At 62.3% G+C, this 21,537-nt stretch carries 14 protein-coding genes; 6 read left to right on the forward strand and 8 right to left on the reverse strand.

Going from position 1 to position 21,537, the window contains the following annotated elements; translation table 11 throughout:
• Positions 1 to 186 precede the first annotated feature (186 nt).
• The gene (locus HX866_RS16530) at positions 187 to 459 is read left to right on the forward strand and encodes a type II toxin-antitoxin system RelE/ParE family toxin (protein WP_177095612.1); all 273 of its coding nucleotides are present in this window, start codon (positions 187 to 189) and stop codon (positions 457 to 459) included.
• 43 nt (positions 460 to 502) lie between these two features.
• Here the strand turns inward: HX866_RS16530 and HX866_RS16535 are convergent, their stop codons facing one another.
• The 3 genes from HX866_RS16535 to HX866_RS16545 form a co-directional block, all read right to left on the reverse strand.
• A complete protein-coding gene (locus HX866_RS16535) occupies positions 503 to 763 on the reverse strand; it encodes a type II toxin-antitoxin system RelB/DinJ family antitoxin (protein WP_177095613.1) in 261 nt (86 codons plus the stop codon).
• 106 nt (positions 764 to 869) lie between these two features.
• Positions 870 to 1,148 (reverse strand): DUF3077 domain-containing protein, encoded by a 279-nt coding sequence (locus HX866_RS16540; RefSeq protein ID WP_177095615.1) that lies wholly within the window; start codon positions 1,146 to 1,148, stop codon positions 870 to 872.
• A 657-nt stretch (positions 1,149 to 1,805) separates the two neighbouring features.
• Positions 1,806 to 2,096: a hypothetical protein gene (locus HX866_RS16545; RefSeq protein WP_177095617.1), complete on the reverse strand. Its 291-nt coding sequence runs from the start codon at positions 2,094 to 2,096 to the stop codon at positions 1,806 to 1,808.
• Positions 2,097 to 2,199: 103 nt separating this feature from the next.
• Here HX866_RS16545 and HX866_RS16550 point away from each other — a divergent pair, with 103 nt between their 5' ends.
• On the forward strand, positions 2,200 to 3,162 hold the full coding sequence (locus HX866_RS16550; RefSeq protein ID WP_177095619.1) for a GlxA family transcriptional regulator: 963 nt from the start codon (positions 2,200 to 2,202) through the stop codon (positions 3,160 to 3,162).
• 97 nt (positions 3,163 to 3,259) lie between these two features.
• Here HX866_RS16550 and HX866_RS16555 read toward each other — a convergent pair whose 3' ends face one another.
• Positions 3,260 to 4,177, reverse strand: a complete 918-nt coding sequence (locus HX866_RS16555) for a LysR substrate-binding domain-containing protein (RefSeq protein ID WP_177095621.1) — start codon at positions 4,175 to 4,177, stop codon at positions 3,260 to 3,262.
• A 369-nt stretch (positions 4,178 to 4,546) separates the two neighbouring features.
• Here HX866_RS16555 and HX866_RS16560 point away from each other — a divergent pair, with 369 nt between their 5' ends.
• The gene (locus HX866_RS16560; RefSeq protein WP_177124430.1) at positions 4,547 to 5,851 is read left to right on the forward strand and encodes a dicarboxylate/amino acid:cation symporter; all 1,305 of its coding nucleotides are present in this window, start codon (positions 4,547 to 4,549) and stop codon (positions 5,849 to 5,851) included.
• 11 nt (positions 5,852 to 5,862) lie between these two features.
• Complete coding sequence (locus tag HX866_RS16565) at positions 5,863 to 7,344, forward strand: amino acid racemase (RefSeq protein ID WP_177140113.1); 1,482 nt, start codon at positions 5,863 to 5,865, stop codon at positions 7,342 to 7,344.
• Positions 7,345 to 7,379: 35 nt separating this feature from the next.
• Here the strand turns inward: HX866_RS16565 and HX866_RS16570 are convergent, their stop codons facing one another.
• Positions 7,380 to 8,231 (reverse strand): hypothetical protein, encoded by an 852-nt coding sequence (locus tag HX866_RS16570; protein ID WP_177124428.1) that lies wholly within the window; start codon positions 8,229 to 8,231, stop codon positions 7,380 to 7,382.
• 327 nt (positions 8,232 to 8,558) lie between these two features.
• Here HX866_RS16570 and HX866_RS16575 point away from each other — a divergent pair, with 327 nt between their 5' ends.
• A complete protein-coding gene (locus HX866_RS16575; protein WP_177140114.1) occupies positions 8,559 to 11,915 on the forward strand; it encodes an ATP-binding protein in 3,357 nt (1,118 codons plus the stop codon).
• 35 nt (positions 11,916 to 11,950) lie between these two features.
• Here the strand turns inward: HX866_RS16575 and HX866_RS16580 are convergent, their stop codons facing one another.
• Positions 11,951 to 12,874, reverse strand: coding sequence for a LysR family transcriptional regulator (locus HX866_RS16580; RefSeq protein ID WP_177124426.1), 924 nt, complete (start codon positions 12,872 to 12,874; stop codon positions 11,951 to 11,953).
• Positions 12,875 to 13,122: 248 nt separating this feature from the next.
• Positions 13,123 to 14,334, reverse strand: a complete 1,212-nt coding sequence (locus HX866_RS16585) for an MFS transporter (protein WP_177140115.1) — start codon at positions 14,332 to 14,334, stop codon at positions 13,123 to 13,125.
• Between the two features lie 459 nt (positions 14,335 to 14,793).
• On the opposite strand from HX866_RS16585, the gene HX866_RS16590 reads away from it, so the two are divergent.
• Positions 14,794 to 16,863, forward strand: a complete 2,070-nt coding sequence (locus tag HX866_RS16590) for a mechanosensitive ion channel family protein (protein WP_177096921.1) — start codon at positions 14,794 to 14,796, stop codon at positions 16,861 to 16,863.
• A 308-nt stretch (positions 16,864 to 17,171) separates the two neighbouring features.
• Here HX866_RS16590 and HX866_RS16595 read toward each other — a convergent pair whose 3' ends face one another.
• Positions 17,172 to 21,482, reverse strand: coding sequence for a DEAD/DEAH box helicase (locus HX866_RS16595; protein WP_177140116.1), 4,311 nt, complete (start codon positions 21,480 to 21,482; stop codon positions 17,172 to 17,174).
• Positions 21,483 to 21,537 lie beyond the last annotated feature (55 nt).

Below are 21,537 nucleotides of genomic sequence, written 5' to 3' on the forward strand. Positions count from 1 at the left end.
TCGCCCTTGAGGTTTTTTCATACTCATTATGTTTCAAAAGTCCAAGAGAAAGGCCATCAATCGCGGCCCTTTGCCGTCAACTGCTTTGGCATTATTGGAATATGAAATCGCGGGCAAATAAATCCAATGTAACTGTTTTTTCAGTTTCATCAGATGAGCGAATCTCTTTCTCTGATGGAGAAACGAATGCTAAAGATCGAAATTACGGAGCAATTTGTCTTGGACGTTGAGACCCAAAAGGGTCTTGGCCAGGACCTCGACCGGATCAAGCCGATCATTGAGGATCTTGTCCACCAACGGGAGCTGCCGCTCTACTGCTGTGATAATCCAATCCCAGGCACCTGGGGACGATGGAACTGCAAGATCGGTTTTGACTGGTGGATGATCTACAGATGTGATGCCAAGGCTGCGACCATTACTCTGGAACGTACGGGCACCGTGAAGGAGTTGTTCGAGTAAGGCCGCAAAGTAGAAACGGCGCCGTGAGGCGCCGTTTTTGATTTCAAATACCCAAATCTTTGTACAAGGCTTCAGTGCTTTCGTACGTGCGCAGGTTTTCGCCACGATCAGTGGCTTCCATCACCGTCCGGGTCTTGGCGTTCGGAGCCTTCACTTTGAAGGGAAGTTCTTTATCCTGAACGATTTGCACCAGAAGCATACGAATTGCCTGAGAAACCGTTACGCCCATCCCATCGAGAATTTCCGTGGCGCTCGCTTTCAGCTCACTGTCGATTCGGGTACGTACCACTTCAGTGTGTGCCATGAGTCAAATCTCCCAGCTCGTTGTAGCTACAATGTGCAGACTATAGCGCTGGGTGATCCGACCGTCGAACACTTTCTGTGTGCATTTGTTGCCTGTCACCACCTGCCTACACCGAGGTTCTGGGCAACATCCCCTGCGTCAAATCATCGATGACTGCTTTACCCATCTCACCCAGGTAATGCGATGCCCAGGCATAGCGCTCGCCATCGCTTTCCAGTGCGGCATCAAGGGCGAGTGCTTTGGAGCAATAAAGCAGAAGGGACGCGTGCTCCATGGCCTCCAGAATGGGAACACCAGGGCTTACGCGAAACAGTTCACGACCTTGGGAGCCACACTGAGAGAAGGTGATGACGCCGAGGGTTTTGATGTCGGTGTAATCGCTCATTGCACACCTCCGGCATCAGTCATGAAATGGTTGTGTTTCTGAGGACTGCCGAATGTTGAGAGGAAAGCGAGATTTACGAGCGTACTGAAAGCCTGCATGGATAAAACTCCCGTATCAAAGTGAGAGCTACCACGTTCGTTACCAAGCGAATGGGTGGCAGCTGTGCGCAGGTTGGTAAACCGGAGATACAGGAACCCGGCAGGACCGAAGCCCTCCCACGCACAGCTGCCATTGCACGAAAAATGCGGACACAAAAAAACGCCTGCAATCGTGATTGGGCGCTGTTTGCGCCTGTATCTGGTCGGGTTACCAAGCCCGGTCGCTGAATTGACAACGACAAGGAAAAGGTAGCGCGCACAGTGAGGCGCTGCAATGTGACTGGCGGGGTGTATTTAAGTCGAAAAATTTCAATTGGTATAGCCAACCCTATCGATGGTGAAAATCCTCACTTTTGATCAGATCGCCCAGTTTTTCTTTAGCGGTCCAATAAAATCTTGAGATTTGCAGGTGATCTCAACTTTTTCTTAAGTCTCCCGATCTGTCCTGTCTTCTGGTCGCTTCCATTGCTCGGGGATCGCAGCCTGTTAAAGGGCTGTCTCGATTTCCAGAAAAACCAGCTGGCCGCCTGGGAGTGACAGCCAGATGGGTGGGCCGCGCTTACTTGCCCTGAATCAGCAACCCCAACGGCGCCAGCGGGCCAACCTGGATGAACTCAAAGGTCATCAGGCCCGCCACGGTCAGCGGCAGTGCATCGACCTCCGCCTTGGCTTGCTCAACCGATTCCACGTTCATGAGGAAAATGACTCCGGGTGCACCTTCACGAAACCAGAATTGTTCGATCTTGCCTTCGAGGTAAAGCTTGAGCGTGGCCGGGACTTCACCTGGCATATGCTGTTGTTTCTGTTCCGGGGTCAGGGAATTGATCGAGCCGATCGCGAAAACTTTCATCAGTGATTCCTCGTTGATTGCGGGATGTTTGGAGCCCCCAATCTAGTCGCGGAAGGGCGAGGCTGGTATCGTCGCAAATGACAACTTTGTAGGCATTTACGCCATGCGAATTTCCGTGCTCGCCCTCGAAGGGGTGTTCGATACCGGCTTGACCGTCCTGCTGGATTCGTTCTCCCTGGCCAACAAATTTTCCATCGGACAAAGCGGGCGCCCGCTGTTCGAGGTCTCGCTCGTTGGTGTGCGCAAGAAGGTCCGCTCCGCCCAGGGCCTGACGATACCGGTGCAGGCGATTGCGGCAGACCTGACTCCGGACTGGGTGATCGTTCCGGCCCTCGGTACCGGGACGCCGGAAGTACTGGTTCCGGCGCTCGACCGGCCGGACGTGAGAAAGGCCAAGGAGCAGTTGCTGAAATGGCACGCCCAGGGTGCCCAGCTCGCCGCGTCTTGTATCGGCACCTTTCTGATTGCGGAACTCGGGTTGCTCGACCATCGCCGGGCGACCACCACCTGGTGGCTCGCGCCGCTGTTCCGGCAACGCTACCCGAAGGTGCTGCTCGACGAGTCGCTCATGCTGGTGCCCACTGATATCGGGGTCACCGCCGGTGCGGCGATGGGGCACCTCGATCTTGCCCTGTGGCTGATCCGCAAGGCCAGCCCGGAGCTGGCAGGTGTGGTTTCCCGGTACTTGCTGGCAGACATCCGCACCTTGCAAGCGCCGTATATCATTCCCAACCATCTGGCCCAGGCGGATCCGCTCATCCTGCGCTTCGAACGCTGGGCGCGGGATCATCTCAAGACGGGGTTCTCACTACAGGACGCCGCCAAGGCGCTGGCAACCAGTACCCGTACCTTGCAGCGTCGCTGCGAAGCGGTGCTGGGCAAGTCGCCGCTCTCCTATTTCCAGGATCTGCGCGTCGAGCGGGCACAATCACTTCTGCATGGCAGTGGTCTGGACCTCGAAGCCATCGCGGCCGAGGTCGGTTATGTGGACGGGGCGACGTTGCGCACGTTGCTGCGCCAACGTCTTGGGCGGGGCGTGCGTGACCTTCGTGCTGACTTGCGGTAGTGATCAGCCCCTGTCTGGGTCTTGGCGTTCGGGACCCTCATCTTGAAAGGCGCGCAATAGGTGAGGACGGGATACCAACGAGATAAGCTGCCATCACCTACTCACCCACCTCCCGCGAAGCCTTCCCCAAGGTTTCCCACAACTCACGCATGGTTGGGTTCTGGTTAGCCAGTGAGCAATAGGCGCGGATCTCCAGCTCGCTGCTCCATTCATTGCCACCGGCCTTCACCAGTTGCCCGCTATCCAGGGCCGGGGCGGCGGCGCTCTGCGGTAGCCAAGCCACGCCATACCCTTCGATGGCCATCTGCATCAGCAACATGGTCATGTCGGCCTCATAGCAACGTGTCAGGACACTCGGCGTGGGTGCGTTTCTGAGGATCAGATCGGCCACCCGGCCAAGGAAAGTCGTGGCGGTATAGGCCAGGTACGGGACCGGCTTTCCGGATTTCCCAGGCAGTCGGAACATGGGCTTGCCACCACGGTCCGGCGCACAGAAAGGCAGGAAGGCGTCTCGGCCCAAAGGCAGGCTGGCGAACTTGTCGGCGTCGATCAGGATCGGCGCCTGGGGGTGGTGGTAGACGATCATCAGGTCGCAATTGCCTTCGGCCAGGGCAATCACCGCATCGTGGATATTCGCCGCGACCACCCGCACGTTGAACGGCTCGTGGTGCTTCTGGAATTGCGCCAGCCATTTGGGCAGGAAGGTGATCGACAGGCTGTGCCCTGCCGTGACCTGGATCGAGCGCCCGGGCATTTTTTCATCCTGGCGCAGGGTCGAGCGCAGCTCCAGCAGCGCTGCCAACGCCTCCCGGCCCTGTTCGCAAAACAGTTGGCCGGCCTGGGTTAGTTGCACCGGATAGGTGCCACGGTCGACCAGTTGTGCGCCGACCCAGTCCTCCAATGAGCGAATACGCCGAGACAAGGCCGATTGGGTCACGCAGCGCACCTCGGCGGCTCGAGAAAAGTTCTTGTGTTGCTCGATCGCCAGCAGATCGTCCAGCCACTTGATTTGCATGCTGCCCACCTCGGTCGCGGTGACTCGAAGTCTACGTCAGCGCCTGGCGGTCTTTGTCGGCTTTTTTATAACTATTCCAAAAGCGCATTGGGTGATGGCGATTACTCATCATCTGCCAGTCGGGCTCGTCCTAGAATCGGTCCATGGACACCGCTGGCGTTGAGATCTGCCTGTCCTGCATCGGCCAGGCGGGCGCCATCGCCAGCAAGCTGGCTCCTACAGTGACCGTGTTCACCCCGGAGGAGGGTGTCGGCAAGGGAGCCGGGCGCGGAGTAAGTGATGTATTTGGGCCCGTGGCCGTAGAGCCGCCAGGCCGACGATTTTTTTCCTGCCAAGCAAAAAACCGATAACAGACTTGAGGGAAACACCATGAGCAAAAACAGATTGCCCCGTCATATCGCCATCGGCATTGCCGCCGGTGTCCTGGTCGGCTGGCTGTGCCATCACTTCGCGGCGGACGCCAAGTCGGCCAAGGACATCGCCGCCTACTTCTCAATGGTCACCGACATTTTCCTGCGAATGATCAAGATGATTATCGCGCCCCTGGTATTTGCCACCCTGGTGGGCGGCATCGCGAGCCTCGGCAGTTCGCGTTCGGTTGGCCGTATCGGCACCCGCGCCATGGCTTGGTTTGTCAGCGCCTCGCTGATCTCCCTGCTGATCGGCATGCTGCTGGTCAATCTGTTCCAGCCCGGTGCCGGGATGAACCTGCACGTCGAGCAGGGCGCGGCCGTGGCCCAGGTGGTGAACACCGGCGACTTCAGCCTCAAGGTGTTTGTCAGCCATGTGTTCCCGCGCAGCATTGCCGAAGCCATGGCCAACAACGAGATCCTGCAGATCGTGGTGTTCTCGCTGTTTTTCGGTTTCGCCCTGGCCGGACTGAAGCAGGCCGGTTTCACCCGCATCACCAGCCTGGTGGATGAGCTGGCCAAGGTGATGTTCAAGATCACCGACTACGTCATGGCCTTCGCGCCCATCGGTGTGTTCGCCGCCATTGCCAGTGCAATCACCACCGAAGGCCTTGGCCTGTTGCTGGACTACGGCAAGCTGATCGCCGAGTTCTACCTGGGGATCGCGCTGCTCTGGGCCGTGCTGTTTGGCGCCGGTTACCTGTTTCTCGGCCGCTCGGTGTTCACCCTCGGCAAACTGATCAAGGAACCGATCCTGTTGGCGTTTTCCACCGCCAGCAGCGAATCCGCCTACCCGAAAACCATGGAGGCCCTGGAGAAGTTCGGCGCCCCGAAGCGTGTATCCAGCTTCGTCTTGCCCCTGGGTTACTCGTTCAATCTCGACGGCTCGATGATGTATCAGTCCTTTGCCATCCTGTTTATCGCCCAGGCCTACAACATCGAGCTCAGTTTCACCCAGCAATTGCTGATTCTGCTGACCCTGATGGTCACCAGCAAAGGCATGGCCGGTGTGGCCCGCGCTTCGGTCGTGGTGGTGGCCGCGACCCTGCCGATGTTCAACCTGCCGGAAGCCGGGCTGTTGCTGATCATCGGCATCGACCAGTTCCTCGACATGGCGCGTACCGCGACCAATGTGGTCGGCAACAGTATCGCCACCGCGGTGGTTGCTCGCGCCGAGCAAGTGCATGAGGCCGAGGAGGAGCAGGACGAGTTGCCCGCCGTCTCGTCTGTGGCGCTGGCGCGTCCATCGGCGAGCGCGGCTTGAGAACCTCGACCATGAACACACAAGGCAAAAAATCCGAAACGCCGACAGTCGCCCGCAGGTTGGGCATCGTCGGTGGCCTCGGCTCGCTGGCCGGCGGCGATCTGTTCTTCAAGTTGGTCAAGTCCAGGGCGGTGCTCGCGGATCAGGGGCGCTATCACTTCCTGTTCGAACAGCATCCGTTCAAGGACGTGCTGCTGCCCCTGGACCGCGAAGCGAGCATGACCGCACGCAAGTTCTACGTGTTCCAGGTCTGCCAATCCTTTGAGGCGGGTGGGATCGACGCGGTGGTGCTGCCCTGTTTCGCCAGCCAGACGTTCCGCGAAGAGATCCAGCAGGAGCTGGGGATTCCGGTGCTCGACCTGATGGCGGCCCTGGTCGAGCATATTCGCCGTATCGCCGAACCGGGCACGCGGTTGGGGATTCTGGCCTCGGACTATGTGCGCCACTCCGGTTTGTTCGAGCGTTACCTGGGCGGTGACTTCCAGTTGGTCTATCCGCCCGAGCCGGACCAGCGCGCCCTGATGGAGGCCATGTACGGTCTCAACGGGATCAAGGACGGCTACCTGCAAGGCGTACCGCTGGAAGGGGTGTACCAGGCCTGCCTGTCGCTGCAGGCGCAGGGTGCGAACCTGATGGTGCCGGGGCTGACCGAGCTGTCGCTGGTCTGCGCCGATTTGCAGCGGCGTGGCCTGAGCGTGCTCGATATCAACGAGATCTATGCCGCCGCCGTGACCACGGCCGATGACCAGACGCCCCATGTGCCGTTCAAACTGGGCATCGTCGGCGGTGTCGGCCCGGCGGCGACCGTGGATTTCATGGCCAAGGTGGTCCGCCACACCTCGGGGGGACGTGACCAGGAACATATCAAGATGGTGGTGGAGCAGAACCCGCAGATCCCGGACCGCACGGCCAACCTGCTGTTCGACGAAGCCGACCCGACCCTGGCGCTCTACGCCACCTGCAAGCGCCTGGAAAGTGCCGGCGCGCAAGCTATCGCGATTCCGTGCAACACCGCCCATGCCTTCGTCGAACGGCTGCAGCCTTACCTGCGGGTACCGATCGTCAACATGCTCAGTGAAACCATCGAGGCGATTGCCCGGCAGCACGGTAGTGGCAAGCACATCGGCTTGCTCGCGACCTCGGGCACGGTGCAGAGCCAGGTCTATCATCAGGCCGCCCGGCACGCCGGATTGACCCTGCTGATTCCCGGCTTCGATTATCAGGAACTGGTGATGAACGCCATTTACGGTGAGCGCGGCATCAAGGCAGGGTTCACCGAGGGCCTGTGCAAGGAGCAACTGCTGCTGGCGGTCGAGCACCTGTGTGAACTGGGCGCTGAGGTGATCATCCTTGGCTGCACGGAGTTGCCCCTGGTGCTCGGCCATTGCGACGACTTCCAGGTGCGCGGGCACCGTGTGGCGCTGGTGGACCCGACCACCGTTCTGGCGATGCGCTGCGTCAGCCTGGCGCTGGTCGATGTGAGCGGCGACTGAACCCGGGCGAGCCCGGGCATGTCGTGGCGAGCGTATCAGGAGAAACCTTCCGGTGTTTCATGCCGGGTCGGTGTCTTTTCTTCGTGATAGTGAGGTTTGCCCGCCTCGGAGTTCATCAGGTCCTGATTCGCCAGGATGGTTTCCGTCAACAGGCCGTCCTCGCCATCCTTGAACCAGCAGGCGAGTGCCGAGTTTCGATTGCCATGCATATCGACGATCTTCAGGCGTTGTTGCGCCACGGGGGCGCCTGGCGGTGGGGCATCGGGAAAGGTCTTGGGCGGCAGTATCAGCGCGTCCCCGGGCCGTACCCACAAGTCTGCAAGAAAGATCTCCCCTGTGAAGGGCCGCCAGCGCGCCACGCTGATCACCAGCGGCAGTCGGCCATAGAGGCAAAAGAAGCCGTGGGCAAAGGCGTGGTATTCCAGGTCGGTCGGGTTGTAGGTCAGCAACTCGCGTTGCCGCGCCAGCGGAAGGTAGGGCGATTGGTGACCGGCCCACTTGCCGTAGGTGTACTGACCGAGGATCAGTTGGTCGTAGTCGAAGCGCATGCATTCACCGCTGCGAAGCAGGGTCATGCCAAAGGCCTGCGCGGTTTCTTCGGTGGCCCACAGGGGCTCATAACGTACTTCGCTGACGCCGAAGTCGAACGACTTGATCGTGTAAGAGCCACTGCTGGTGGGTATGTTCTTGGGCTTCCAGGTAATGCCCGCATAACGGGCACCCCGTTCAAGTTCGGGATTCTCCGGCGTCAGCTGGATCAATCGACCTTCCTCATGGGCCTTGAGCCGTGCCAGGCCATGGTCGTTGTACAGATAAGGGAAGGCGGCGGTGTCGAGATCGACCTCAACGCCATCACCGATAAAAGACACAGAATTGAAGACTTGCATCGTGCTTGCACCGCCAGGGTCAGGGTCAGACAGCCAAGACGGCGATGGCCCGCCGCCTGTTCAATGCTGGCCGACCCGGCACCGGCTGGGTCGGCGAGTATCATCCTTTACTTCGTCACACCGTCAACTGAACGGTACGCTACATGCCGCTCGCGAAACCAGTGTAAGTCAGCGGTAGCGGCACAGTTCCGGTATGTGCCAGAACGGTTCCAGTATCGGCAGCCGGACACCGACGAGACAGTCCAGAGCGGTGTCAGTCCGGTATCTGTTCGGTATCAGATGTGGAGTACACTCGGGCGGTTGTCAGGTGCCGTCGGAACGATTGAAATGGACTACAGACAAAGCGCATTTGCTGTTTTGCCCGAGCGCGCGCCCGCGGTTTCCGATGGGCGTGTGCTACTGGATGCCGGCTTGCTGAAAGGGCTGCGCAAAAAGCACGGCCTGAGCCAGGAAACCCTGGCCGAGGCGTGCCTGAACCGGCACCTGTGCGTGTCGATTGCTTCCATCAAGCGTGCCGAGACGGGCAAGCCGGTGCTCTACCGCACGGCCCGTCACCTGGCGACGGCTTTCGAGGTCGATGTCGGGGCTTTGCTGGGGCATTCGGTCACCGTCGCCCTGGCGGATATCGAGCAGTCGATTGTCGATTTGCACGAAGGCGTACTGGCCACGCAGACCGTGCTTCAGCTCGATGAGGACGTGATCCGCTATGTGCTGGAGCTCTGCTTTGAAACCGATGGGCGTGAGGCGGCCTTCACTGTGCAGCAACGTGCCTCGTTTGGGGAAGAGATCGAGCGGCTGGTTCGCCAGTTCGGTGGCGTGCCGCTAGAGCGTCCGGGTAGCGTCGTCGTGGCGCAGTTCGGCGCCCCGCAGGCGTACCGCAGCGACAGCGAGCGCGGCCTGTTATGCGCCCTGGCGCTGAGCCGGGAACAGTTCGTGAGGCCCGGCCATGGGATTGTGTTGCGGCTGGTTCGCCAGGGCACGGAGACCTTGGCGGTCAACGAGGAACTGCAACGGCTGCTCGATCACAACCGCCCCGATGCGCACGGCCATGCACCGATCCATGTCGATCGAGGGCTGGTGGAGCAACTTCGTGAGCGCTTCGAGTTTGGCGCGACGCAAGAGGGATTTCCCGCCTATCGCCAATGCCTGCGTGCGCGTCGCCTTGACGAAAATGCGCCGCGCCCGCTGGTCGGGCGGGCTGTGGAAGTGCTGCAGTTCAAAGGCGTGATCGAGGCCACTCAAGCGTATCAGGACGGGCATGTGGTCTATGTGCGTGGCATGGCCGGTATCGGCAAGACCCGCCTGGTCAGCGAGTTCCTCGAAATGGCCCGGCAAGGCGGTTTTGCCTGTCATCGCAGCGATGTGCTGGATTTTGGCATGGACGGCAGCTTGTGGCCCCTGGGGCAGTTGGTGCAAAGCCTGCTCGGCCTGGGGATGCCTTCCCCGGTGGGGACAGTTGCGCTGGAAACTGCGTTGCTGCGCTTGAAACTGGCAGACGAGCAGCGGATGTTCCTGCGGGTGCTGACGGGCGTGCATCCGGCCGATGAGCCTGTCGGGCATTCGCTCTCGCAGTATGCGGGGCGAAGCAACGAGGAGCGGACCCAGGGCTTGCTGGCGGCGCTTCTGCAACTGGTGCTGCGGGTGGCGGTGCAACAACCGTTGTTGATCTGTATCGAGGATCTGCACTGGGGGGATGAGGCGCTGTGCACGATGCTCGGCAAGTTGCTCGATGCCACCGACGAGGCGCCGGTGGTCTGGCTGTTGACCTCGCGTCATGAGGGCGATCCGCTCGAAAGTGCGCTGCGCCTGCATTGCAGCAACCCCATGAGCCTGCTGGATATCGCCCCGATACGGGAGCGTGAAGCCAGTGTGCTGGCGGACCAGTTCCTTGAGGTCGATCCGGTCTATCGGGCCGACTGCGTCAAGCGCGCCCAGGGCAATCCGTTGTACCTGACGCAACTGCTGTCGAGTCGCGAAGGTGTTTTCCCGGACAGCCTGCGCCATCTGGTCCAGACGCGTTTCGACAGGCTGCAGCCCGAGCAGCGTCGTGCCCTGCGTTATGCCGCGATCTTCGGCAACCGCTTCGAATTGGTGCTTTGGCGCGAAGCGCTGGGGCAGCCCCATTACCTTCCGGCCATGGACATCCGCCAAGGCCTGCTCCGCGAGACCGAGCCTGGCCGCTACATGTTCGTCCATGACCTGGTCATGCACTGCTTGTATGACGCGCTGCCGGATGCCTTGCGCAAGCAGTTGCACCGTGAGGTCGCGAACCTGTATCGCCAACGTGATCGAACCCTGTATGCCCAGCATCTGTTACGGGCAAGTGATCCGGCGGCCTTCGATGCGCTGCTGCTGGCCATGGAAGAAAAAATCCAGGCCTGCCAGTACGACAGCGCGCTTGTGCTGGGCCAGCAATGCGAGGATTTCGCCGAGCGTGCCGCGGCTAGCTTTACCTGGGCTTTGCGCTGCGGCGAAGCGCATTCGGGCCTGGGACAGACGGCACAGGCGCGGGACTGTTTCCAGCGGGCGCTGGTGTTGGCTGGGCACGCCCAGGAGCGGATCGCGGCCGCCCTGGGGTTGGCGCCGATCCTCAATACCCTCGATTGCCTGGAGGACGAAGAACGGCTGATCGAGGCGATTCTGCCCATCGCCCGTACCTTGCAGGCGAACACGGCACTGGCCCGGTTGTATCAACTGCATGGCAATATTTATTTTCCCCGGGGCGACTACGCCGAATGCCGTCGCCTGCATGAAGCGTCGCTGTCCTTCGCGCGTCTTGCGGCGAACCTCGAAGCCGAAGCCAAGGCCCTGGGCGGCATCGGCGACTCCTACTACGCCCAGGGGCGGATGCAGACGGCCTATGAGGTTTTCGACCAGTGCGTGCGCCTGTGCGAACGGCACGGGCTGAGGCATGTCGAGGCGGGCAATCGCAGCGCACGTGGTTCGGCGCATTTTTACCTGGGGCAGCCGGAGCTGGCCCTGCGTGACGCCATGGACGCTGCCGTGTGCAGCCGGCAGATCGGCAACCGTCGTGCGGAGATCTTTTCCCGGCTGACGGCCGCCTGGGTGCTGCTGGCGACGGGACGGGACGCGCAGGCGGGGCTGGAGTTGGAGGAGGCCCTGACGCTGGCCCGTGGCATCGGCGCCAACCGTTTCGAGGCGATTTTGCTGGAAGGCCTGGCCCGCGTCGCGTTGCGCCGCAACGACCACGCCGGGGCGCAGGCGCTGATCCGGGAAGCCGTTGCCCTGGTGGAGCGTTTCGCCTTGCAGCGTTACATCGGCCCGTGGGTCTACGGCAGCCTGGCCTTGATGGTCGACGATGAACGCCTGAGCCGTGAGGCGCTGATACAGGGGGAAGCCTTGCTGACCCAGGACGGCCTGGCGCACAACGTCCTGCGTTTCCGGGTGGCGGCTGCTGAAACTTGCCTGCTTCAGGGTGATTTTGCGCAGGCGAGTCGACACGCCCAGGGCTTGGCGGACGTTGCCCCCGGCATGATGTGTGCCTGGGTCAGCCATCATGTGCGTTTGATCGACGCGGCCGGGCAGTGGTTGCAGCGCCGTGATCGCCCGAGCGCCGAGGCATGGAACGGGCTTGAGCGTGAGTCGCAACGCCTCGGGTTTGTCGCGACAATGCCAGGATTGATAAAGCGCCTGGGCGATGAGGGGATCATCTCAGCAGATTGAGGGCCAAGACACCTCGGGCTCTGTTTCCGTGGTTTTCAGGCGTTCCAGCTTTGCCGATGCTCCAGCAGGAAATCCACGAATGCCCTCAGGCGCGATGGCACATGCCGACCGTGTGGATAGAGCAGGGTGAAAGGCCGCGAGCGCCCGGCGAAGGGCTGGAGCACTTCCACCAGCGAACCGTCGGCCAGTGCTTTCTCGACGATGAAACGATAGGTCTGGAACAACCCGGCGCCGTTTTTCGCCAGTGTCACTCCGCCCAGTACATCATCGGAGCAACAGTAGCTGCTCTCGGCCAGCAGCTCCCGGTCCTTGCCTTCGGCGTCCTTGAACAGCCAGGCAATCCGGCGTCCGCTGCTGGGCAGCTCGAACTGGATGCACTCGTGCTGTTGCAGGTCTTCCAGGGTTTGCGGCGTACCGCTCCGTTGCAGATATTCAGGCGTGGCGATCACCACCAGCGCGGCGTCTTCCAGGTGCCGGGCAATCAGCCCTGAGTCGGGCAGTACCCGCACCCGGATCGCCAGGTCGTAGCCTTCTTCCACGAAGTCGATATTGCGGTTGCTGATATGTACCTCGACTTTCACCGCCGGATAGCGCGCATGAAAGGCTGGTAGCAGCGGCAGGATGCGGTGATGGGCGTAGGGCGTCGGGATGCTGATGCGCAAGGTACCGGACGGCTCCTGCTGCTTGCCCATGACTTCGCGTTGCGCTTCGGTCAGTTGGCTCAGGGCCTGGCGACATTGCTCGAAGTAGCTGCGACCGCTTTCGGTCAGGCGCACGCTGCGGGTGGTGCGGGTGAACAGGCGCACGCCGAGGCGCTCTTCCATCCGTGAGATCGAACGGCTCACCGCCGCCGGCGTGACCCCGGCCACCTGCGCGGCCGCCGTGAAGCTGCCGGCCTCGGCCGCCAGGCAAAACAGCTCGATGCTGCCGAGCATGAGGTCATCGAACTGTCGTCGCATGATTGATTACACTGGGGGTTCAAATGAGCTACGAGTCTTCGTATTTATCAAATGAGTGTGGGGTAATCAAGCCCAAGGCCTGAACATGGCCCCTGCAAAATCGGCGTTTATTGCAAAATGTCGTCACCCCAAAATCTGTAGGAGCCGGCTTGCTGGCGATGCGGACGCTGGGGTGTTTCAGGGAGACCGCGTTATCGTTCATCGCCAGCAAGCCGGCTCCTACAAGGGAGTGTGTTTCCAGGCAGGCCTCAGTGTCCGCCCACCACCCGCGCCGAACCTTGCGCAGGCTCGGCATACACCGGCCCCAGTCGATCCAGTCGACCGCTCCAGGCCGTCAGCGCCAGGGCCACCAGCACCACCAAGCCACCAATCCAGGTGGTATGGATCAACCCCAGGTGGGCGACGATCAAGCCACCGACCCAAGCCCCACCGGCAATGCCGAGGTTGAAGGCGGCGATGTTCAGGCCCGAAGCCACATCCACCGCTTGCGGCGTGTGATGTTCGGCCTGGCGTACCACATAGATCTGCAGGCCCGGCACATTGCCGAAGGCCACTGCGCCCCAGGCCAGCACGGTCAGCAGGACCAGCCACGGATTGCCGGCAGTGAAGCTCAGCACGAACAGCACCACCGCCAGCAGCAGGAAAATCAGTTTCAGAGCACCGATGGGACCACGCTTGTCCGCCAGTTTCCCGCCCCAGATATTTCCCACCGCCACCGAAACGCCGTAGATCAGCAGCACCAGGCTGACGGTTCCAGGCTGGAAGCCGGAGATGTCCTGAAGGATTGGTGCCAGGAAGGTAAAGGCGATAAAGGTGCCGCCATAACCGGCGGCGGTCATCGCGTATACCAGCAGGAGACGCGGTTGTTTCAGCACTTGCAGTTGCTGGATCAGCGATGCCGGCTTGTTGTGCGCGATATTCTTCGGCACATAGATCAGGCTGCCGATAAAGGCGATCACACCGAGGGCGGAGACGGCGAGAAAGGTTTCGCGCCAGCCGAAGTGCTGGCCGATAAAAGTCCCCAACGGCACACCGGTGACCAGGGCCACGGTCAGGCCGGTGAACATGATGGCAATCGCGCTGGCGGCTTTTTCCTTCGGCACCAGGCTGGTGGCGATGGTCGAGCCGATGGAGAAGAACACCCCATGGGCCAGGCCGGTGACGATTCGCGCCAGGACCAGCGATTCGTAGCTCGGCGCTTGCCAAGCCAGCAGGTTGCCGAGGGTGAACAGCACCATCAGCGACAGCAGCAAGAGTTTGCGCGGGACCTTGCCGGTGAGGGCGGTCAGCACCGGAGCGCCGATGGCGACACCCAGGGCATAGAGGCTGACCAGCAGGCCGGCGGACGGGAGGTCGACACCCAGGTCGGCGCCGATGGTGGGTAACAGGCCAACGATGACGAACTCGGTCGTCCCGATGGCAAAGGCGCTGAGGGTCAGCGCCAGCAAGGCAATGGGCATGGCTGCAACTCCGGTAGGTTTGATCAGGAGCGCAGTGTCGTTGTTTCACTTGTGCGGAAAAATACAGGTAATGGCACAACATATTTGATCCGGGGGCAAATATCAGGCGCCTGACGAAACCTTGAGAGCACCGTGTTCCGTGTAGATGCCGTCTTGCCCGCGATCACTTTGGTCGATGTGTTCCCTGACGAACGACGCGGTCCATGTAGGAGCCGGCTTGCCGGCGATGAGGCCCTCGAGCCTGGTAGCGTTCTTGCTGACGCCATCGCCAGCAAGCTGGCTCCTACAGGGGATCGCGCCTCAGCACGAAAGTATCGTGCTGCCCCGAGCCGCGTTTCCAGGCGATTCCTCCACCACGCCTGCATCCGTCGGGCAGGGCAAGCGAACTTTGCCGCCCCATCAGCACTCAGTCTCTTACAGAGACGGCTGATGAGGTGTCCGGTTTTGTCCAAGCTCAATATGACGCGACTGCTAACCCTGTTCCTCCTGTGCGCCAGTGGTGGGGCGGGCGCCGCGCCTGCGGTTCTGGCCGCTGCTCTACCTGCTGCGCCCACGACTACGGCACCCGCCGCCACACCCGCGAAACCCACCGTACTGGTCCAGGGCGGATTGCTCGGCACCCTCAGTTCGAGCATCGATGACGCGCAGAATCAACTCGACCTCAACGGCCATCTGCTCGATGCCTGGCGCCTGCGGGCCGATCGGGCCGCCGACGAGATGGACCAACTGGTCAACCAGGCCCGCGAGCGTTCGCCCTGGGGCGTGGTCGGCGATTTCCTGCTGTTGTCGCTGGTGTGGCTCGGCAGTTTTGCGGCCTTGGCCGCGTTGGGGCGCTTCGCCGTGCGGCGTATCAACCAGCACCGCTGGTTGCAGCCCCGTGAGCGCAGCCAGTCCGTCCTGGGCTATCTCCTGCCTTACTTGTTGCCGGCGCCGCTTTCCCTGCCGCTGACCCTCTATGTCAGCCACTTTCTGCAGGCGTCGGCGGGACGGGCACTGGCGTTGTGTCTGTGCTACGCCACCAGTTGCGGTATTTTCACTAGTGCGGCACTGCTTTGCCTGACGGTGCTGTTCAACTTCGCTCACAAACGCCAGGCCGTGCGGATCATTCGCGCCGACAGCCCGCGCCCACTGTTTGCCATCGGCTTTCTGGCCGCGTTGAGCGACGCCCTCACCAGCCCGCAGATCGCCCTGCAACTGGGGGGCAATATCACCAGCAGCGTCGCCGTGTTCACCGCGCTGTTCGCCTCGATCCTGTTCGGCGTCCTGGTGTTCAGGCTACGGCGCCCGGTGGCTCACCTGATCCGCAACCGCACGCTGAGCCAGCGCCTGAAGCAGCCGGCGTTGCAGGAGTCGCTGCGGATTTTTTCCGGGTTGTGGTACTGGCCGATCCTGTTGATGGTGCTGGTCTCGACGGTCAATCTGCTCGGTGCCGGCGAAGATAGCCAGAAAGCCTTGCGTTGCGCCTTGTTGACCACCGTCCTGCTGATTGCCACGGTGTTTCTCAGCACCGTGTTCCAGCACCTGTTCAAATCCCGTGGCGCGACAGCGATCCAGCGCAGCAGCGTGTATAAGGAGCGCTTGCTCAGCGTGCTCCATGCGGTGCTGCGCATCGCCCTGGCGGTGGGTTTTATCGAGCTGCTGGGACGGATCTGGGGTTTTTCGCTGTATGAATTCGCCGAGCAGAATACGGTGGGCCGGGCCATCAGCGATTCCCTCAGCCGCATCGGCCTGATCCTGCTGGCGACCTGGTTGCTTTGGGTGGTCCTCGATACCGCGATCCAGGAATCGCTCAAGCCGCCAATCAACCGCCGGGCTTCGCGACAGCCGAGCATGCGGGCGAAAACCATCCTGCCGTTGCTGCGCAATGCGTTGAAGGTGATCCTGCTGGTAATCGGTGCGATCACCACCCTGGCCAATCTGGGAATCAATGTTGCGCCGCTGCTGGCGGGTGCCGGGGTGGTGGGGCTGGCCATCGGTTTTGGCTCCCAGCAGTTGGTGCAGGATGTGATCACCGGGTTGTTCATCATCATTGAAGACACCCTGTCCATCGGCGACTGGGTGGTGCTCGATTCCGGTCATGCCGGCACCGTGGAAGGCCTGACCATTCGCACCTTGCGCCTGCGTGACGGCAAGGGTTTCGTGCATTCGGTGCCGTTCGGCCAGATCAAGGCGGTGACCAATCAGTCGCGGCAATTCGCCTTTGCGTTTTTCTCGGTGCAGTTCACCTACGACACCGATGTCGACAAGGCCACTGAGCTGATTCGGGAAACCGGGCGCTCGATCAGCGAGGACGCGCTGCTCAAGTTCAATCTGCAAGGTCCGCTGGAGGTGTTCGGGGTCGACCGCATGGACCTCAACGGCGTGGTGCTGACGGCGCAGTTCCGCACGATCTCGGGTGGCCAGTACAGCATCAGCCGGGCGTTCAACGAGCGCTTGAAGAAGCGGGTGGACCAGAGCCCGTGGGTGCATTTCGCGCAGAATTATCCACAGCCGGTGATGCTGGCGCCTAGAGTACCCACCACGGAATAGGCTCCAGCCACGGTTCCTTGTAGGAGCAGCCGGTCGACGCTCGATTGCTCGCGATGGCGGCCTACCTGACCCACCGCGTCGTCTGTATCGCGAGCAAGCTTGCTCCTACAGAGAGATCGGTAGCACGATATTTTTGTGGTGAGATGCGGTCCTGTGGGAGCCGGCTTGCCGGCGATGGCGGCCGCAAGAGCGCCGCAGGACTTGAGGGCCTCATCGCTGGCAAGCCAGCTCCTACAGGGGGCCGCGTCGATCATCATTGCGCGTTGGCGGGCAAGACGGTATCTACAAAGAGCCGGTCTGTGGTGGTCTCAGAGTTTGTGCACGATCAGCTTTTTTCGGACTTCGGCGGCGGCTGTTTGATCCAGTTCCAACCAGTACACCGGCTTGCCGGCAATCTCGGCCGCAGCCGGCACCCCATCGCGATACACCAGGCGATTGCCCGCCAGTGCCGGCACCTTGTCGCCCGGCAATAAAGTCCCCGCCAGATTCAACGGATCGGCGCCGCACACCGCGACCAGGCTGCCGTCCGCCGGGCGTCGACGCACCTCGCGCAATAACGGGATCGCTTCCGGCAAGGCAAATTGCTCACCCGACAGGCCGCTGACAAAACGCCCTCCGCGAATTTCGCCCCGGGCTTCCAACCGATGAAAGGTGCGCAGCAACTCCCGCCAGCTCGGCAACCAATCCGCCTCCCGCTCCAGCAAGCGCCAGAACACCACGCCGTAACGGCGCAACAAGGTCATGGCGATATGTTCAAGCGTCTCGGCCGGCACCGGCCCATCTGCCGCCACGCTCACCGCCGGGCGTCGTAACAGGGCCCAGCGTCCGGCATCGTCCATGCCGCCGACAAAGGCCCCACGGCCACGCCGGGAACTGCGGGCCTGGCGTTTGCTGGCCGGGGTGATCAGCGCCCGTAGGCCGGCGAAGCTGTCGGCATTCACCCAACCCGCGCCCACCAACTCCTGCAAGGCGTTTTCCAATTCCGTGGGCAGCAGGTGGGCCTCGTGCAGCAGTTCATCGAAAAACAGCGCGCCGTGTTGGCTCAGCGCGGCATGGACCTTTTGCGTGCGCGGTGACAATTCTTCCACCGCCGTCTGTTCGGCCAAGCTGCTCCACAGCACGACCTGGCCACGGGGCAGCAACACCACCGGCGTCGTGCGTGAGGCTACGCTGGCGCTTTTGCCGCGAGTACTGAGGCGCGCCCAGACCAGCTTGCCCGAGCGACACAGCTCATCCAGCCAGGTCGGCGAATAGTCCTTGAGGCGCGCGGCCAGCACCTCGCTGTCCCAGGCCCCGGCGGCGACCGGATAACCTTCGAACTGGCTGGTGATCATCGCCAGGGCGGCGCTGCCCTGGCCCTGGCAGGCGGGAGAAAGGTGCTGCCAGTCGAACAGGAAACGCATGAAGTCCTGCACCGCCACCGGCTCGATTTCCCGACGCAGGCGCTTGACCGTGTAGCGGTGGATGCGCGCCAGCAGGTGCCGTTCGCACCATTGTTCCTGACGTGTGCCTGGGCTGAGCTGACCGCGTAGCACATACCCTTCGCTTTCCAGCTTCGCCAGCGCTTGGGTCAATGTGTTGTTGGACAGCGCCAGGGGCTCGGCGATCTCGGGCAGTGTCAGTGGGGCAAAACCGCTGAGGCGGGCGCGAACCACTTCGACGGCGGCCTCGTCGATCGTCCAGGGTTGATCAAAACCTGCTGGTGCTTGCAAGGGAGGTTGCAGCGCAGCCTGTGGATAAAGTGCCTGCAGGCAGGTCAGGCGTTCCAGGGCGGTCCATAGCGTGTGGGTCGCGTCGATTTGCAAGCGCGTGGCGCGACCTTGTACTGCCAGCGCCTCAAGCCAAACCGACCACAAGGGATTGGCCTGGGCTTCGGCGTCGGTGATCGCCGCCAGGCTCATCAACGCCTCATGCATTTCATCTTCGCCATTGGGCGCGGGCCAGGCTTCCTCGGCCACGGCCTGGATCGCCTCGGCATCCAGCGCGCCGAGGTCGTCGGTGCTGGTCGGGTCGCTCCAGCGTCGGTTCAGCACCGCTTGGGTACGACGCTCCTCCAGTGGCGCATCGTCGAGAAAGGTGTACGGCCGGGCGCTGAGAATTTCCGCCGCGAGGGGCGAAGGCGCCGGCAGGTCGCGGGCAATCAGCCGCACTTCGCCGGCCTCCATGCGCCGTAGCAGGGCGAGCCAACCCTCACAGTCCATGGCTTCATGCAGGCAGTCATCGAGGGTCTGTTCCACCAGCGGGTGGTCGGGAATTTCGCGCTCGCCGGCGAGGTTTTCCAGGCAGGCAATCTGGTCCGGGAACACGCAGGCGGTCAGGTCTTCGCTTTTCATCCGCTGGATCTGTGGCGCGACCTTGCGCCCGCCGATAAAGCGCGGCAGCGCCAGCGCGACCCCGGCATTCCAGCGCCAGCGCACGCCGAACAGCGGAGCGTCGAGTACGGCCTGGACCAGGACAGGTTCGGCCGTGCGACTGTTGAGGTAACGCCAGACCTCATCCAGGGCAAAGCTATGGCTGGTGGACAGCGACAGCACAATGGCGTCTTCGCTGGCGGCGGCCTGCAATTCGAAGTTGAAGGTGCGGCAGAAACGCTTGCGCAAGGCCAGGCCCCAGGCGCGGTTGATCCGGCTGCCGAACGGCGTGTGGATCACCAGTTGGGTGCCGCCGGATTCGTCGAAAAAACGCTCCATGATCAGGGTGTCCTGGGACGGCAGGGCGCCCAGACATAGCCGGGCGCGGGCCAGGTACTCGACGATCTGTTCGGCGCTGGCCGGGTCCAGGCCCAGGGTCTGGCGCAGCCAGTCGAGACTGGCTTGCAAGTCCCCCGGCGTCGCGCCCAACAGCGCATCCAACTGAGCGTGCAGGCGCGCCACGGCAAAGGACAGTTCGGCGCTGCGCCCCGGCGCCTCGCCGAGCCAGAACGGGATGCTCGGCGGCTGGCCGTGGGCATCCTCGACCCGCACCTTGCCGGCCTCGACCCGCAGGATGCGATAGGAACTGTTGCCCAGCTGGAACACGTCTCCGGCGATGCTTTCCACGGCGAAGTCTTCATGCACCGTGCCGATATTCAGGGCCTGGGGTTCGAGCAGCACGCTGTAGTCGGCGTTGTCCGGGATGGTGCCGCCGCTGGTGAGGGCGGTCAGTTGGCTGCCACGGCGTCCGCGCAGGCCATGGCTCAGGGCGTCGCGGTGAATATAGGCGCTGCGCAGGCCCTGGCGGCTATTGAAACCCTCGGCGAGCATTCGCAGCAGCGCCTGGTAGTGGGCCTCGTCCAGTTCGGCATAGGGCGCGGCCCGGCGGATCAGCGCCAGCAGCGGCTGCTCCTGCCATTCCTGGCAACTGACTTCGGCGACGATCTGCTGGGCCAGTACATCCAGCGGTGCGCGGGGAATCAGCAGGGTATCCAGTTCGCCCCGGCGTACGCAGTCGAGCAGGGCGGCGCACTCGATCAACTCGTCCCGTGAGGTGGCGAACAGTCGGCCCTTGGGCGTGCCGCCGACCTGGTGGCCGGAGCGGCCGACTCGTTGCAAAAAGGCGGCGATGGAGCGCGGCGAGCCGATCTGGCAGACCAGTTCCACCTCGCCGATATCGATGCCCAGTTCCAGCGAGGCGGTGGCGATCAGCACTTGCAGTTCACCGCGCTTGAGCCGCTGTTCGGCGTCCAGGCGTTGTTCCTTGGCGAGGCTGCCATGGTGGGCGGCCACGGCTTGTTTGCCCAGGCGCTCGCTCAAATGCCGGGCCAGACGTTCGGCCAGGCGCCGGGTGTTGACGAAAATCAGCGTGGTGCGATGCTGCCGGGCCAGTTCGGCCAGGCGTTCGTAGACCAGTTCCCAGACATCGTTGGCCATCACCGCCGTCAGCGGCACCGCTGGCACTTCAATGCCCAAATCGCGGGGGCGGGCGTGACCGATATCGATGATTTCGCAGGGGCGCCCGTTGCCCACCAGAAAGCGCGACACCGCGTCGATGGGCTTTTGCGTGGCGGACAGGCCGATACGCAGCAGCGGCTCGCTACACAACGCCTGCAAACGCTCCAGGCTCAGGGCCAGGTGGCTGCCGCGCTTGCTGGCGGCGATGGCGTGGATCTCGTCGACGATCACTGTACGAACCGTGCCCAGCATGCGTCGGCCGGAATCGGAACCGAGCAGGACATAGAGCGATTCCGGCGTGGTCACCAGGATATGCGGCGCGGTCTTGCGCAGGCGAGTGCGTTCGTTCTGCGGGGTGTCACCGGTCCGCACCGCGCTGGTGATCGACAGCGGCGGCAGGCCCAGGCGCTCGAGTTGCGCGGTGATGCCCGCCAGCGGATCCTGCAGGTTGATGCGGATATCGTTGGACAAGGCCTTGAGCGGTGAGACATAGACGATCAGGGTTTCGTCTGCCAGCTCGCCGCCCTGGGCCAAACCCTGGTGAACCAGCTCGTCGATCACCGCGAGAAAGGCAGTCAGGGTCTTGCCGGAGCCGGTGGGCGCGGCGATCAGCGTCGAGCGGCGCTGGCGGATCAGCGGCCAGGCACGGGCCTGGGCGCCGGTCACGTCCGGGAAAGTGTTGCGAAACCAGGCGCTGACGGCCGGGTGGAAACCTGCCAGGGCGTCATGGGCCGATTCGGGAAGATTCATGGGTTTATTTATGCGGTCGTGGGGCCCAAGTTGCAAGCCGATGGGCGCTTTCTGG

Origin of the sequence: Pseudomonas gingeri (assembly GCF_013386165.1) — a bacterium.
GTDB lineage: Bacteria > Pseudomonadota > Gammaproteobacteria > Pseudomonadales > Pseudomonadaceae > Aquipseudomonas > Aquipseudomonas gingeri_C.

Coding starts and splice junctions, on each gene's coding strand:
- HX866_RS16550 (WP_177095619.1), top strand. CDS start 2,200: ATGCGAATTTCCGTGCTCGCCCTCGAAGGGGTGTTCGATACCGGCTTG.
- HX866_RS16560 (WP_177124430.1), top strand. CDS start 4,547: ATGAGCAAAAACAGATTGCCCCGTCATATCGCCATCGGCATTGCCGCC.
- HX866_RS16570 (WP_177124428.1), bottom strand. CDS start 8,231: ATGCAAGTCTTCAATTCTGTGTCTTTTATCGGTGATGGCGTTGAGGTC.
- HX866_RS16565 (WP_177140113.1), top strand. CDS start 5,863: ATGAACACACAAGGCAAAAAATCCGAAACGCCGACAGTCGCCCGCAGG.
- HX866_RS16595 (WP_177140116.1), bottom strand. CDS start 21,482: ATGAATCTTCCCGAATCGGCCCATGACGCCCTGGCAGGTTTCCACCCG.
- HX866_RS16580 (WP_177124426.1), bottom strand. CDS start 12,874: ATGCGACGACAGTTCGATGACCTCATGCTCGGCAGCATCGAGCTGTTT.
- HX866_RS16530 (WP_177095612.1), top strand. CDS start 187: ATGCTAAAGATCGAAATTACGGAGCAATTTGTCTTGGACGTTGAGACC.
- HX866_RS16585 (WP_177140115.1), bottom strand. CDS start 14,334: ATGCCCATTGCCTTGCTGGCGCTGACCCTCAGCGCCTTTGCCATCGGG.
- HX866_RS16590 (WP_177096921.1), top strand. CDS start 14,794: ATGACGCGACTGCTAACCCTGTTCCTCCTGTGCGCCAGTGGTGGGGCG.
- HX866_RS16545 (WP_177095617.1), bottom strand. CDS start 2,096: ATGAAAGTTTTCGCGATCGGCTCGATCAATTCCCTGACCCCGGAACAG.
- HX866_RS16555 (WP_177095621.1), bottom strand. CDS start 4,177: ATGCAAATCAAGTGGCTGGACGATCTGCTGGCGATCGAGCAACACAAG.
- HX866_RS16575 (WP_177140114.1), top strand. CDS start 8,559: ATGGACTACAGACAAAGCGCATTTGCTGTTTTGCCCGAGCGCGCGCCC.
- HX866_RS16535 (WP_177095613.1), bottom strand. CDS start 763: ATGGCACACACTGAAGTGGTACGTACCCGAATCGACAGTGAGCTGAAA.
- HX866_RS16540 (WP_177095615.1), bottom strand. CDS start 1,148: ATGAGCGATTACACCGACATCAAAACCCTCGGCGTCATCACCTTCTCT.